Source organism: Acinetobacter sp. GG2 (assembly GCF_000292385.1).
Taxonomy (GTDB): Bacteria; Pseudomonadota; Gammaproteobacteria; order Pseudomonadales; family Moraxellaceae; genus Acinetobacter; species Acinetobacter seifertii.
The window spans coordinates 92,674-106,605 of the sequence record NZ_ALOW01000032.1 but is presented as its reverse complement, the minus strand read 5'-3'; the positions used below and the strand labels follow the sequence as shown (position 1 = coordinate 106,605).

General features: G+C 38.5%; 10 protein-coding genes. 4 read left to right on the top strand and 6 right to left on the bottom strand.

Going from position 1 to position 13,932, the window contains the following annotated elements; translation table 11 throughout:
• Window positions 1-58: 58 nt before the first annotated feature.
• From epmB to B554_RS0108520, 3 genes are read left to right on the top strand one after another with little or no spacing between them, the layout of a single operon-like run.
• Window positions 59-1,075: an EF-P beta-lysylation protein EpmB gene (gene epmB, locus B554_RS0108530; RefSeq protein ID WP_004700170.1), complete on the top strand. Its 1,017-nt coding sequence runs from the start codon at window positions 59-61 to the stop codon at window positions 1,073-1,075.
• Window positions 1,076-1,090: 15 nt separating this feature from the next.
• The gene (locus B554_RS0108525; RefSeq protein ID WP_025465158.1) at window positions 1,091-2,836 is read left to right on the top strand and encodes a hypothetical protein; all 1,746 of its coding nucleotides are present in this window, start codon (window positions 1,091-1,093) and stop codon (window positions 2,834-2,836) included.
• Window positions 2,833-4,941 (top strand): EAL domain-containing protein, encoded by a 2,109-nt coding sequence (locus B554_RS0108520; RefSeq protein WP_081400339.1) that lies wholly within the window; start codon window positions 2,833-2,835, stop codon window positions 4,939-4,941. The genes B554_RS0108525 and B554_RS0108520 overlap by 4 nt, the downstream gene beginning before the upstream one ends.
• Before the next feature lie 63 nt (window positions 4,942-5,004).
• Here the strand turns inward: B554_RS0108520 and rpmE are convergent, their stop codons facing one another.
• The 4 genes from rpmE to B554_RS0108500 form a co-directional block, all read right to left on the bottom strand.
• A complete protein-coding gene (gene rpmE, locus B554_RS0108515; protein WP_004652835.1) occupies window positions 5,005-5,229 on the bottom strand; it encodes a 50S ribosomal protein L31 in 225 nt (74 codons plus the stop codon).
• A gap of 193 nt (window positions 5,230-5,422) precedes the next feature.
• Window positions 5,423-6,394 (bottom strand): bile acid:sodium symporter family protein, encoded by a 972-nt coding sequence (locus B554_RS0108510; protein ID WP_085945699.1) that lies wholly within the window; start codon window positions 6,392-6,394, stop codon window positions 5,423-5,425.
• A gap of 133 nt (window positions 6,395-6,527) precedes the next feature.
• A complete protein-coding gene (gene gloA / locus B554_RS0108505; protein ID WP_019457730.1) occupies window positions 6,528-6,929 on the bottom strand; it encodes a lactoylglutathione lyase in 402 nt (133 codons plus the stop codon).
• A 2-nt stretch (window positions 6,930-6,931) separates the two neighbouring features.
• The gene (locus tag B554_RS0108500) at window positions 6,932-9,121 is read right to left on the bottom strand and encodes an AmpG family muropeptide MFS transporter (protein ID WP_019457729.1); all 2,190 of its coding nucleotides are present in this window, start codon (window positions 9,119-9,121) and stop codon (window positions 6,932-6,934) included.
• A 166-nt stretch (window positions 9,122-9,287) separates the two neighbouring features.
• Here B554_RS0108500 and B554_RS0108495 point away from each other — a divergent pair, with 166 nt between their 5' ends.
• Window positions 9,288-11,906, top strand: coding sequence for a Lon protease family protein (locus B554_RS0108495; protein WP_019457728.1), 2,619 nt, complete (start codon window positions 9,288-9,290; stop codon window positions 11,904-11,906).
• Window positions 11,907-11,961: 55 nt separating this feature from the next.
• On the opposite strand, the gene B554_RS0108490 is transcribed toward B554_RS0108495, so the two are convergent.
• Entirely contained in the window at window positions 11,962-12,891 is a 930-nt protein-coding gene (locus B554_RS0108490) for a LysR family transcriptional regulator (protein WP_004700160.1), read from the bottom strand.
• Window positions 12,892-12,992: 101 nt separating this feature from the next.
• Entirely contained in the window at window positions 12,993-13,823 is an 831-nt protein-coding gene (locus tag B554_RS0108485) for a peptidoglycan DD-metalloendopeptidase family protein (protein ID WP_019457727.1), read from the bottom strand.
• Between the last annotated feature and the right edge of the window lie 109 nt (window positions 13,824-13,932).

Below are 13,932 nucleotides of genomic sequence, written 5' to 3'. Positions count from 1 at the left end.
AACTTAACAAGTCAACTATGCGATATAATGCGTTGTTGCATTATCTTAATCGTGTCAAATGATAAACTATTTATACCAAGAGCAAAACTGGCAATCACAACTCAGTGACCTTATTACTGATCCTTCTGAACTGCTAAGCCTACTCGAGTTATCCTCAGATCAGCTATTATCGGGTGCGATTCTAGCTTCTGAAAAGTTTAAATTACGTGTGCCTCGTGCGTTCGTCGGAAAAATGAACGCTAAAAACCCACTTGACCCGCTTTTACTACAGGTATTGCCTCATCATTTAGAACTTGAAGAACATCCTGAGTTTGTAACCGACCCTTTAGGTGAAGAAGCAGCTAACCAGTTACCGGGTGTATTACACAAATATAAATCACGTTTTTTACTGACTTTGACAGGTGCTTGCGCAGTTCATTGTCGTTACTGTTTCCGTCGTCACTTTCCCTATCAGGAAAATTTGCCAAAAAATGACGATTGGCTAAACATTAAAAACTATATTGAAGCGAATCCTGACATTAATGAAGTGATTTTAAGTGGCGGTGACCCACTTACTTTGTCTAACCGAAAATTAGCACTTTGGTTGGAACGTTTATCATCTCTCAAACAAGTGAAGATTCTGAGAATTCATTCACGTGTTCCAATTGTTATTCCAAACCGTATCGACGAACAGCTTATTTCTTTATTAAAAAACAGTAGGCTGCGTATTGTTCTGGTGGTACACTCGAACCATGCTTCTGAACTCGATGACTTTACTTGTTCAAAATTGTTGCAGTTATCTGACGAGCACATTACTGTACTTAATCAGGCGGTGTTGCTTAAAGGTGTTAATGATTCTGCCGAGACACTCGTTGATTTAAGTTATCGTTTATTTGAAGCTCGCGTTATGCCTTATTACTTACATGTTTTAGATAAAGTAAAAGGTGCACAACATTTTGATTTAATACCATCTGAAATAGATGCAATATATCAAGACGTGTTAGCGAGCCTACCGGGGTATTTGGTTCCTAAACTCGTCAGGGAAATTGCGGGCGAAAAGAATAAAACACCGCTTTTTGGGGCTACAACTTTTTGAGTTATATAATAAGTGATGATGAATAATGCACTTTCGGACATTTTTCACAATCAAACCGCACTTACTCGTGAACGGTTAAGCTTTTGTGAAGCCAATATTAAAGACCTTAATGAATGGGTTACTACCCTTTCTATTATGCAATTGGGTGATACCTCAAAGGCGTTATTTACAGCACTTTTGGAATTGAATGAATTAAATTGCAGTGAAACGCTTCGCTTCGATTTAATTCAAACACTTCACCCAACCATTAATAATGTTTTGGCGAGTCTAGAAAAAAACTTTTTTAACCAAGGTGTGATTAGTACAGACCGTAACGAGCACATTATTGAACTGGCAATGCTTCTACGTTGTTATTTTGCGAGTATTTATTTAAATATCGCAAGGACAAGCCACGGACAGCTACAAAGACAGAAGTTTTCTTTATTTTCATTTAAACAAAAGAAAAATTTGCAAACTGCGCGTATTTTGGCGACTTTCCATGCATTGCAGCAACTCACCAACCTTTTATATCAGCAGCACATGCTCTATAGCGAACCTGTCAAAGGTCAATGGTTAATTGCTCATGAACTTTATGAAACCGCAGTCCAATATAAATATCATTTAACCAATATTAATCATATTCAAGGCGTACAGCATCCTTTAGCCAATATTACGCAGGCATACGCTCAGCTTATTTTATTAGATATTTTTAATACCAATCAGATTCGTCAATCGGAAATTCAAGCGCTATTCCAGTGTAGTTTCGACTGGGCACGTATGATTCAGATTTTACCTAAAGATAGTGCTTTAACTAAGTATGTGGTCGACCCGACTAAAGACCACCCACCGGTATATAACAAAAAACAAAGCTCAAATTTCAATCCAAGCATTTTTATTAGCACTCAAGCGTTACTTGAGCATGTTACTGCCACCATGCATAAAAATGCTCAGTACATGTCTAAAAATGAAAAGATTTATTTAAGCCCTGCGTTAAAGTTTCACGTTCAAACCATTTTAGGCACGACCGCACAGCGCCGTCATGAACGTTATGAATATAATGCCGCTCTCCAAATTTGCTTCGGATTAACTACCGCACATTTTTATCTATCTAAAGCAAAGAACTTTGAAGAAACGCTACAACTCAACAATAACTATAATTTACAAAGTGAGTCGAAAGTTTTATCAAACCTAGAGAAAAAAGAGCAACAAACCAGCTCTTACCAACGCTTAAGCCGTGAAAGTAAAACCATTTATCAAACCACAGTGCTTGATATCAGTGTTAATGGCTATCGTATTAAATGGTCTGGTGAAGCTCCGAAAAACTTACGAACTGGCGAATATATTTTAGTTAAAGAAACATTGCATGGTCAGTGGCGTGGCGGTGTGATTCGCTGGATTAAACAATCAACAGAAAAAAGTTTGGAACTGGGTTTAGAAATTCTTTCACAAGCCATGTTCCCTTGTGCTGTACATATTCAGGCTGAGCGCCATACCCGTAATTATCACCCTGCACTATTACTACAAACTCAAAACTTAGAAGAAATACAAAACACGCTTATTTTACCGGGGTCTCAAATTTTTAGAGAGCAACAAACAATTCATTTACGATTGGGGACAGAAGAAATCAAAGTGTATCTACTCAAAGCACAACTCATTACTCAGAGTTTCATTCAATTTCAATTTGAACTTTTAAATGATCAGCAACAACATTTGCTTGATCAGTTCATGTTGAAAAAGAATAGTAACGCGAATAGTCAAGATTTATGGGAAGCATTAAAGTGAGAAACTCTTTACTATCTAAAAAGTTAAGACGTACTGAAATACGTTTACTCATTATTGATGATAACCAGTTACGTTATAACCAAATTTTAAATCTATTATCGGGGAATCAATATCAAGTTAATGCTTTATTACTTGATGATTTAAAAAGTTTTGAAAAGCAGCTCAATACATCATGGGATGTGATTATTTTTGGCCGCGCGTACGATTTGAAAATTGAACAAACTCTCTCCCTCGTTCAAGCGTCAGAACAGCCGCAGCTTCCAATTTTACTTTTGCAACCCGATGATTATCAAACACAGCAATACCAAAGCTATATTCAAAAAGGTATTTACGATGTAGTTCCATTAGAACCACTGGACTATTTCTACATCACACTTGTTCGAACCTTATCGTATAGCCGCCTTTTACAAACGGAACAACGTTTGTTAGCAGAGCTTGATACCATTCATAGTCATACGCAAACTCTAGTCGACAACAGCCATAAAGCAGTCGCTATTTTTCAAGAAGGCATACATATTAAGGCAAATCCTGAATACCTTAATCTTTTTGGCTTTAAGCAAGAAGAAGATATTATTGGTTTGCCAATTTTGGATGTCTTACAACCGAACGATTTAAATATTTTCAAACAACGATTTAAGAAAATTTCTTTAGGTCAGTTTGATCAAGCTCGTTTTGAAATTCAAAGTCAGCATCAGGCTATTTCTGGTAATAATGCTTTGAAACTGGAATTTATTCCAAGCCAAGAAGAAGATGCTGTACAACTGACCATCGATTATCAAGTTGATTTAAGCATTCCAGCAAACAGGTCTCCATCCGAAAAAAGTGTCGGATTAAGTACGGCTTGGCAACAAATCAATCGACATTTATCAACCCATCCTGCGCAAGCCAATGCTGTAGTATTATTTAAGCTCGCGCAATGCCCAGAACGCCTCTTTCAACAAGGTTGGCAGACCTTGGGACTATATTTCAATCAGCTTCATGGTTTTTTAAAAGATCATGCACAAATGCCAATTTTCCAAGTCGATTTGGGAACTTATGCTGGGATTTTACAAGCTGAAAATAGTTCAGTTTTAAATTCGCAGTTAACAAGTCTACAAACTTTGCAAAAAGAACACTTGTTAAAAGTGAATGAACAAAACTTCTCGGTACAGTTAAAGCTTGGCTATGCTCCGCTTAACCAACCACTCACTGAGATTTCTTTTAGCTCATTACTCAATGAAGCTGAAAAGCAGAATCTACCTCGAGTTACACCTCAACTTGAAATAGCACCTATTGAAGAAAAAATCGTTTCACCGACTGTTGAAACTGTTCCTCTAGATTTAACAATTGACCATTTCGAGGTGAGTTCTCAGTCATCTTTGCTACAGCAGTTAAAACAAAAACTTGCTAAAGGTGAGATACATCTGAAGTATCAGCAAGTGTATGACAAACATGATGAAGAAACTCATAACTATGAAGTGACGAGTGGCTTTATTGCTGATGAACAATGGCATGATTTAAACGACTTAGCTGACTTAAAAGAAGATGCTGAGCTTTCAATTCAAGTGGATCGCTGGATATTGGTTGAAGCATGTAAACAGCTTCACAATTTTATTGCTCAGTATCCTAAAGCAAGACTCATTATTAACCTGAATATTGATATTTTGCTGAAAGATAAATCATTCCCAGAGCTGATTTCAAAGCTGCTTACCATTATTGGTAGCAAACTTGAAAGTCCATTGATTTTACAGTTTTCAGAACAAGCACTTCAGCACTACCTTCCAACGGTTCAGCCATTGATTGGTCGTTTACGTCAACATGGTGCAGAAGTTTCAATTCGAGATTTTGCTTCTTCTATGCATAGTGATTCAATTTTACAGCAGCTTGATATTCAGCTTGTAAAATTACAGTCTAGCAAAACGGCTTTGTTAAGTTCAGATCAAGGTCTGAACAGCTTGCAAGAAAAGGTATTGAACTATCTGACTGTAAAACCAATTGGAATTTTATTGGCTAACTTAAATGATATGAACCTATTTGCAAATGCATGGAATGTGGAAGCACGTTTCTTACAAGGTGATTATTTCCAGAAAAAACTTGATCGCTTAACCGATGTACAAGACCAGTAATGGTCTTGTTATTTAAAAAATAAAAAACGGGCATAAGCCCGTTTTTTATTTCGTTCTGAAGTATTAACGCTTGATAGAGCGAGACATACCAGAGAAACGTTGTTTGAATTTGTCGATACGACCACCAGTATCTACATTCTTTTGTTTACCAGTGTAGAATGGGTGGCAAGCTGAACATACGTCAAGGTAAATAGTTTCTTTACCTAAAGCAGAACGAGTTTCGATTACGTTACCGCATGAGCAAGTTGCAACTAATTTTTCATATTTTGGGTGAATATCGGCGCGCATCGTCGATTACTCCTAATTGAAGAAAGGCTTAAGCTGTCATCGCAATTGATCACTCTCAATTAAATTGAGGAAAGCTTTTTCAAGCAGATCAACACCACAACAGACCATTCTTTTGGCCCACCGAAACCTCTAGGGTTAGAGCTAAGCACAACAAGTGGACAGTATTATACGCCATATAAATCTTTTTTGCGAATTAATCTTGGGATTTAGCCCAGTAATTTGCGATTACTCCACACACCATTAGCTGTATTTGGTGAAATATCATAATTGGCAAAACAATCATTCCTAACGGCTGACCAATAAATAAGATTTGTGCCATAGGTACGCCGCTTGCCAAGGTCTTTTTTGAACCACAGAAGAAAACTGTAATCTGATCGGCACGGCTAAAACCAAAAGCACGCGGTAAATACAGCGCAAGCAACATAATAATGGTGAGTAACACAGAACAAGCGAGCGCCAAAAGCAGTAAAGTTTTCCAGTTTACCTGATGCCAAAGTCCAGCAACTACTGCCCCACTAAACGCGCCGTAAACCACCATCAAAATTGAGCCTTGATCAAATGCTTTTACAATGCTTGGTACTTTTGCCATATATGGAAAAACGTAGGGACGAAGCAATTGGCCTAAAACAAATGGCACTAATAGCAACAGCGTAATTTCAATAATAGACGACGTAGGATCAAACCCGTGCTGACTTTGCCCTAAAATAAAAAAGCTGACTAAAACTGGCGTGATAAACATACCCACCAAGTTTGAGAAAGATGCACTACATACCGCCCCTGCCACATTTCCTTTTGCAACTGAAGTAAATGCAATAGAAGACTGAACAGTAGATGGCAAGAAGCACATAAACAGAAAGCCCCAATAGAGCTGCTGTCCTAATAAGGGTAAAAGAATAGGTTTAGCCAATAACCCCAGGGCAGGAAAAATAAAGAACGTAATTGCAAATACTAGTAAATGCATTTTCCAATGCAAAATACCTTCAATTACAGCCTCACGAGACAATTTAGCACCGTGCAGAAAAAATAAAATTGCTATCGCGACTGTAGTTAATGTATTGAAATACTGCGCAGCTTGACCACTGACTGGAAAAAACGTTGCTAGTAGTACCATGCCAACCAACAAAACTGTAAATCGATCAAGTGCCAAGAACTTCAGCATATTCACATCCTATGATTATTTTAGACAAATAAAAGCCCAGTTGATAAATTGACCATTTGGTCAGGTCTTCATCATACTGGGCTATAAAAATAAAGCTAGACTTTTAAGAGCTAAATCTTAAAGCACTTAAGTCATTTACTTAATTATTTCTGGCATCTGCATCTTGCTGAATGAGCTCGATTTTGTAGCCATCTGGATCTTCAACAAAGGCAATAACCGTAACACCACCCTTCATTGGGCCAGCTTCACGCACAACTTTACCGCCACGTGCTTTAATTTCTTCACATGCTTTGTAAGCGTCTTCGACACCAATTGCAATGTGACCATAAGCATTACCTAAATCATAACTTGATGTATCCCAGTTATGAGTAAGTTCAAGCACGGTATTATTTTCTTCATCGCCATAACCAACAAATGCCAGTGTAAAACGACCTTCTTCATAATCACGCTTACGAAGTAACTTCATTCCTAATACTTCGGTATAGAACTTTAAAGATTGTTCTAAATTGCCTACTCGCAACATTGTATGAAGCATTCGCATGTTTATTCACCTGCCTTTTCTGATTCATGTGTTTGATGATCTTTGAGTAGTTTTCCAACCCAAACCACTAAAATTAAGATTGGAATCCCGATCAGTGTGGTCATCAAAAAGAAGTTTGGGTACCCAATATTACTCACTATGGTACCCGAATATCCACCTAAAAGTTTTGGTGTAAGGGTCATGAGTGAACTAAAGATCGCATATTGAACAGCAGTAAATGACACACTGGTTAAACTCGAAAGGAATGCAATGAATGCTGCACCAGCAAGACCCGAAGCCATATTGTCTACAACAATTGCGAAGTAGAGCCATAGCGAACTGTAAGGCTTAATGACTTTACCGCTAATCTCAACTTCTTTACCTGACTGAGTGTCAATGTATGGTAGAGGCTCGATATTTACATCTAATTCAGCTTTTGGTGCAGAGTTTGAAGCGACTTCATATTGATGTGAAACTGATAATACTTTTTGGTTTCCTTCAACCACCGCAGCAGTTAATTGCTTGGTTGGTGATGACAATAATTTTTGCATATCAATTGCAGCGTTAAACACGCCTTTTTGATCTGTCATTTTTGCATCAAAGTTTTGCCCATCCAAACTCACTACAATCTTTTGGTTAGGTGACAAAGCCTTGCCAAAGTACTGACCACGAACAACAACACTTCCCTCAGAAGATTTAGCAGTAATTTGGTCACTTCCCATTAAAGGTAAAATCTGTATAGGTGAATGTTCAGCATGCGTTGTTACTAATGGTTGAACTCGGACTATGCTCTCTGCTTGTTGACCTTGCAAAGCATAGCCTGCTTTAACATCAATTTGTTTTGTGCCATCAAAAGTAGAACTTGGGACTTTAACTTTCCAATACCCTACTTCATCTGGCTGAGCTTTATAATGTTTGTCTCCCACTTGAACATCAACCATATCAAGCGGTTTGCCAGATTTTACTAAACCAATGAAAATGAGGTTAGTAGAACTAGCTAATACGGCACCAACAAACATCAGTTTCATGATGTTCATGCGCTGCGCTAGTAGGCCGCCTAAGAAGCCACCAACTAAGCTAAAGATAACCCCATAAACTTTTACTGCTTCGGCAATTTGTTCTTTGCTAAAGTTCAAATCTTGATAAAAGACGTTTGAAATTACACCCGCAATAATGTCTGAAATACGGAAGAAACCAATCAAAAATAAAAGCACTAACGCAAGTTTGACACCATAACGTTTAAAGAAATCAAGAATTGGAGCAATCCAAGTTTCTTTTGCCATTTGCTGGTTTACAACGCCCATTTTAACCAGTATGTAACCGACTAAAATGGCAGTACCTGTTGCGGTTAAAAATCTTAAAGCTTCTAAGCCAAATAAACTTGCACTATCTTGAATATTGCCAGCTTTTGAAATTGCCTCAGTAATTTGACCTGAATAAATATAAGTTAAAACAAACGAAATGACCGCTATAAAGAAGACTAAAACTAAACGGTAATAATCAGTAGTTTTATAGTTTTTATATACTCGACTAACTTGAGGTTCACGAACAAGTAAGGTTGTAATAATACCGACCGACATGACTGCTGCCATTGTTAAGTAGGTGGTTTTCCAAGCCTCGTAAATATAGTTACCTTTCGCTGTTCCTAAATGTGCAGCTAAAAACAATGCACCAGCACCAGCCACAATCATACCTATACGGTAACCCGCATTATAAGTAGATGCTAAAACCGTCTGCATTTCAGTTTCAGCTAACTCAATACGATAAGCATCAATCACGATATCTTGGGTTGCCGCCGAGAAGCCAAGTAAAACTGCACCTGCTGCCATTTGAACGAGATAACTATGACCTAAAGCTGGGTCGGCAAATGCCATCGTACAAATCGCAAGCACAATCAAACACTGTGCAATTAGCAACCAAGCACGTCTTCGGCCTAAAGCCTTAGTCAAGAACGGTACTGGCAACTCATCAATTAAGGGTGCCCAAACAAACTTAAAGGAATATCCCAAAGCTGCCCAACTGAAAAAAGTGACTGCACTTTTATCGATACCCGCTTCGCCTAGCCATAATGAAAGGCTAGAGAAAATCAATAAAATAGGTATTCCGGCAGAAAAACCCAGAAATAGCATAATTAATGCACGACGGTCTAAAAATGCTTTAAACGCCGAGACCCAACCAGAGGTTTGTGTGGTCATTCGTTTTTTATTTTCCATAAATTATAAATGTGCCTATTCAATCGCTTCTTACCATTCCTTTCAAGATTCTTTATGCAATCAAATTTGGTTTTGATGATAAAAACGGCAAGTTTGCTTGATATTTTATGCTAAACCTGTATACCTTTAACCCTCAACCTTCGTTTTCTTTTGCTGGATACCAACAGTGACACAAAAACTTGATCAAGTGACAACTTCAACTTTATCACTCGCTAAAACAAACACCACAAACGTCACAATAAATGCATTTCCTTCAGCTCTTGAGCAACCTGATATAAAAATGACTTTAGATAAAACAGCCTTAAAACCGGAACAACTTACCCATATTCCAGATTTTGAAAATATTCCAGCTTCAACAAAACGTATCAAACCACTCAATAATTTTTTAGGTCAAGACCGCGCTAAAGCGTCGGTAGAAGCGGGCATTTCTTTACCCTACTCAGGTTATAACATTTTTGCAGTAGGAACGGCAGGCTTAGGCAAACGCACCATGATTAAGCGTTTACTACAGCAACATGCCAAAACAATGCCAACCCCTGACGACTGGGTATATGTCTATAATTTTAAACACGCGCGTCAACCAATTGCCTTACGCTTCCCTGCTGGCCAAGGCACCAAGTTCCAACAAGCTCTTCATCAAGCTTGGCAAATTATTTTAAAACAGCTTGAACGTCGTTTTAGTGCCGAAACTTATCATAACCGTATTGAACGTATCCGTGAGGAAACCGGAGATGAACAACAACAAGCGCTGGTTGAGTTAACCAAAGAAGGCGAAGAGCTCGATTTAAAATTGATTTCTCGAAATGAGAAACATGGTTTTGTGCCTGTACAAGTAAAAGACGATCAGGTGCAAGAGCTCACTCAAACAGAAATTGATGCTTTAAATACGAAACAACGCGCTGAAATCGCGGCTAATGTTCGCTACATGGATAAAAAACTTGAGCGTCTTGGTTTGCATTTAGGCGATTTAGAAGATGATGCACGCGACAAAGTTTCTGTATTAAATCGAGATATTGCGACTCAAGTGGTTATGCCACGAATAGATTTAATTTTAAATAAATATGGCCAAGTGAAAGGCCTTGAAGATTATTTAAAACAATATGCTCAAGATGTAATTGATAATGTTGAACTCATTTTAGAGCAAGAAGAAGACGACTTTGCTCCTGCTATGTTCAATCGCGTACCAGCACGTTATCAAGCAAATGTGATTGTCTCAAATAAACCAAACAGTGGTGCTCCGGTTATTTTTGAAGATTTCCCAACGCACTACAACTTACTTGGTCACGTTGAGCAACTTACTCATAACGGCACAATTACCACAGATTTTACTCTCATTCGTCCTGGTGCTCTTCATCAAGCGAATGGTGGTTTTCTAATGCTTGAGGCAGAGCAATTACTTGAGCAACCTTATGCATGGCAAGGTTTAAAACGTGCCTTAAAATCAGGCCAACTCAAGCTCTCTTCTCTTGAACACATGTTGACGTTAACAGGCTCTATCTCGATTGAGCCTGCTGCGGTTCCACTGGATATTAAAGTGGTACTTATGGCAGAGCCTGAAATTTATTATGAAATTTTAGAAGTAGAACCAGAACTTGGCAGCGTATTTAAAATACGCGCAGATTTTACCGATACATTACAACGTAATGACGAAAATGAACAAGCTTACATGCAGTTAATTGCTGACTATGTTCAAGCCGACAAACTGCTTCCATTTGACCGTAGTGCTTTAGCTGCTTTACTTACCGACTCAAGCCGTCAAGCAGAAGATCAAAGCTCGCTATCGTTACATGCTTCAACTTTGGGTGACCTGATTCGTGAAGCACATCACCATGCTTTTAAAGCCAATGAAAAGCTTGTAACTGATCAGCACATTAACCTTGCGCTACAACATAGACAGTATCGCTTAGGCTATTTAAGAGAGCTTTATTGGCAGGATTTATCACGCGGAACCCAGCTAATCGAGACTTCTGGTCATCGTTTAGGTCAAATTAATGCCCTCTCCGTTATTCACTATGCAGATGTCGAGTTTGGTTTACCTTCACGTTTGACTGCATCAGTCTATCAAGGTGGCGGCGATATTCTTGATATCGAGCGTAGTGTAGAGCTTGGCGGTTCACTGCATGCTAAAGGCGTTTTACTTATGTCGAGTTTCTTGAAAGCTCACTTTGGTCGTGAACAGATTTTACATTTTTCTGCTGCGCTTGCATTTGAACAAAGCTATGGCCAAGTAGATGGCGATAGCGCCACGGTTGCCGAACTTTCTGCGTTAATTTCTGCAATTAGCCAAATTCCAATTGATCAATCATGGGCGATTACCGGTTCTATGAACCAGTTAGGTCAAGTTCAACCGATTGGCGGTGTAAATGCAAAAATTGAAGGCTTCTATGATGCTTGTAAATTACAAGGTTTAACGGGTAAACAAGGTGTCATTATTCCTCGTCAAAACATGCAGCATTTAATGCTACGCCAAGATGTAATTGATGCGGTACAAAGTGGTCAATTCCATATCCATGCGATTGATACGATTGATCAAGCACTTGAAATTTTAATGGCTCGCCCTGTTGGTACACTGGATAAGAAAGGTAGATACAGCAAACATTCAATTTACGCCGCTGTAATGGAACAGCTTGAATATTGGCAAGCGATTGAAGATGGCGAAGAAATTGAAGAGGAGCCAAAGAAGAAAAAGAAAAATAAGAAAAAAATTAAGAAGCACGAAGAGCTCACAGCAAATGATCTTCCACAGGAAACTCAGGAAGAAGTTGCGACTCTCAAGCAAAAATAATACTCATATAAAAAGGGCTTGTAATCACAAGCCCTTTTTATACATCAATTAAAAGTTAGCGAACGATCTGCATCGCTCGTCCACCAGCCAACTGACTAAAATATTGTTTAAGTGCTTCAACACAGCGTTGAATTTTCATTGGCTGTTGATCGTGTTTGGCAATCTCTGCATACAAAGTAAAAGCTGGTAGTTTCCAATCTGGTAAGATTTCAATTAAAGAACCAGCTTTCAATTCTTTTTGAGCATCTAAATATAAAATTCTAGCAATACCATGTCCTTGCTGACATAAGGCTTTAGCAACTTGCAAATTATTGCTTTGCAAACGGCTTGCCATTTCAATATGCAATTTTTCACCAGTTTTGGCATGTTGAAAATGAAAACTGCGTGATTCATTCATTGCATTGATTGAAAGCAACTCATGGTTGTTTAAATCGTTTGGATGCAAAATCGGGCTCGATTGATTCAGATAGCTGGGAGAAGCTACCAAAATCTGATCTACAAAAGCCATAGGAACGACAGAACTACTCTCTTCTACTGGTGTAGAACTCATACGCACTGCAACATCAATTCGTTCTTCAATGAGGTCAATATAACGATGACCTACTTCGAAATGAACAGATAAACCGCGATGAGCTGACATCCAATGAGATAGAGCAGGAATAATGTGCTGAACCGCTAAGTCTGGTGTGCTTGCAATCCGCAAATCTCCAATCAAATCATCTCGCAATTCATTGATTCTGATTTTGCCTCTTTCTGCAGCTGCCAACATTTCTTGACAACTTGAAAAAAAAGCCTGTCCGGCCTCTGTCAAACTAAGTTTCCGAGTAGAACGGTGTAATAAAATCACATCCATTTCATGCTCAAGAGAACGTATTTGCTGACTTACAGCACTTGTTGTAATGCCTAATTCACGTGCCGCACCACTAAATGAACTTTTTTCAACCACACAAGCAAAAACACCCATCGCACGAAGCTGATCTAACATAGGTTTCCTCAAATCTAATTTTAAATTTATAAAAAATGCTTATTGTTGTAATGAAAGCAACCAATTACATTATACGAGGAAACCTATATTTATTGCATTAGCTAATTAGGTAAAAGATTTGCTGGGTTGATTGGTTTACCATCAAGGCGAATTTGGAACTCAAGCATAACTCTCGACGCACCTGAAGAGCCCATTTCTGCAATCTTTTGACCTGCGGTTACATTGTCTCCACTCTTCACCATCATCTTGCTATTGTGGGCATACGCACTGATATAGCCATCAATATGTTTAATTAAAACTAAATTACCATATTCTTTTAAGCCATCGGCTGCGTATACGACTTGACCATCTGCTGCCGCATAAATTGGATCACCTTGATTACCACCATAACGAATTCCTTTGACATTATTCGCCAAATTAAACCCTTGAATCACTGGTCCGTTATTTGGTTTGACCCAACGTAAGCTTGAACTTGGAATAGCAGTTCCCACTGTTGTATTGGTGGTTGGTGCAACTGTTCGTGGCGGGGTTGTTGTTGGTGCCGTTGTTGTCGTAGTCGGTAATGCTATTGTTTGGCGCTTAATTGGTTCAGGTTGCGCCATGACTTGTGTCGACACAGTTCTTGATGAAGAAGATTTTTTTAATCGTAATGATTGATTAACATAAATACGATACGGTGGAGCAATGCCATTCATTTCAGCAATACTGACATAGTCCAGACCGTAACGCATTGCAATACCACTTAAAGTATCGCCCGAACGAACTGTATAATAGTTAGGAGCCGTCGCATAGCGAGAACTATTATTAATTTGTGGTCTAGAAGCACATCCTGCCATTGCAACAGTAAAACCCACAGCTAAAGACAACATCATAATTTTCATTATTTTGTCTCTTTGAATATGCAATCTGCTTTGTTGCTCAGTTAAATGCATCGATCTCCCTCACTAAATGCTACAAATCATTTCGGCTAAGAGTACCAAAAAAGTAAGAGGAAACATGTTCCTCTTTTTCTTTATTCACAAAGTTATAACATTCGACCTA

Coding starts and splice junctions, on each gene's coding strand:
- B554_RS0108525 (WP_025465158.1), top strand. CDS start 1,091: ATGATGAATAATGCACTTTCGGACATTTTTCACAATCAAACCGCACTT.
- gloA (WP_019457730.1), bottom strand. CDS start 6,929: ATGCGAATGCTTCATACAATGTTGCGAGTAGGCAATTTAGAACAATCT.
- epmB (WP_004700170.1), top strand. CDS start 59: ATGATAAACTATTTATACCAAGAGCAAAACTGGCAATCACAACTCAGT.
- B554_RS0108490 (WP_004700160.1), bottom strand. CDS start 12,891: ATGTTAGATCAGCTTCGTGCGATGGGTGTTTTTGCTTGTGTGGTTGAA.
- rpmE (WP_004652835.1), bottom strand. CDS start 5,229: ATGCGCGCCGATATTCACCCAAAATATGAAAAATTAGTTGCAACTTGC.
- B554_RS0108500 (WP_019457729.1), bottom strand. CDS start 9,121: ATGGAAAATAAAAAACGAATGACCACACAAACCTCTGGTTGGGTCTCG.
- B554_RS0108485 (WP_019457727.1), bottom strand. CDS start 13,823: ATGCATTTAACTGAGCAACAAAGCAGATTGCATATTCAAAGAGACAAA.